This window comes from Paracoccus aestuariivivens (genome assembly GCF_009711225.1).
Lineage (GTDB): Bacteria > Pseudomonadota > Alphaproteobacteria > Rhodobacterales > Rhodobacteraceae > Paracoccus > Paracoccus aestuariivivens.
In genome coordinates this window covers 1-601 of record NZ_WMIE01000072.1, presented here as the reverse complement: position 1 = coordinate 601, position 601 = coordinate 1, and the positions used below count along the sequence as shown (strand labels likewise).

Sequence of the window (601 nt, the reverse complement as noted above, 5' to 3'; positions counted from 1 at the left end):
ACACCGCGTTCGCGAAGTTCGGCAGGATAGGCGGGGGTGAATTTCTGCTTCGTCATAGGGCTCATCCTTCGAGTGTTTTACTCTCCGGTAAACCCGGGGCGGTTCAGGTTGCCGTCGCTCATGGGAACGTCCGGTTAAGCCGAGGAGCCGCAGTCTCATATTCGGGCTATCAAGGCTTTCGCAGCCTTCCTGCGACATTCGCCGGACACGGCCAGGCCCGAAGCCGCCCTCGGCCGAGGCGCCGTTGTCGCCGACGATATAGATGATCATCGCGTTGTCGGCGTCCGGCAGCATCTTGACGTAGTCGAGCACGGGCCCCACCTCGTAATCGACCTGCTCGCCATAGGCCGCGAAGACCTCCATCATGCGCGCGGAAAGCCGCTTCTCGCCGTCGGTCAGGCTGTCCCAGGCAGACAGGCTGGCCGGGCAGGGCGTCAGCTCAGCATTCTCGAGGATGATCCCGCGTTCCTTCGGGCGCTCGAAGGTCTCTTCGCCGCGATAGACATTCCAGCCCATGTCGAACACGCCCTAGAACTTGTCGATCAGCTCCTTCGGGGCCTGATGCGAGGCATAGGTCGCGGCGGGGGGGAGATAGGCAATC

The 601-nt window shown here is 62.6% G+C and carries 1 pseudogene; it reads right to left on the bottom strand.

From position 1 onward, the window contains the following. Positions 1-516: pseudogene (locus GL286_RS22115) on the bottom strand (hypothetical protein); the annotation flags it as partial. Between the last annotated feature and the right edge of the window lie 85 nt (positions 517-601).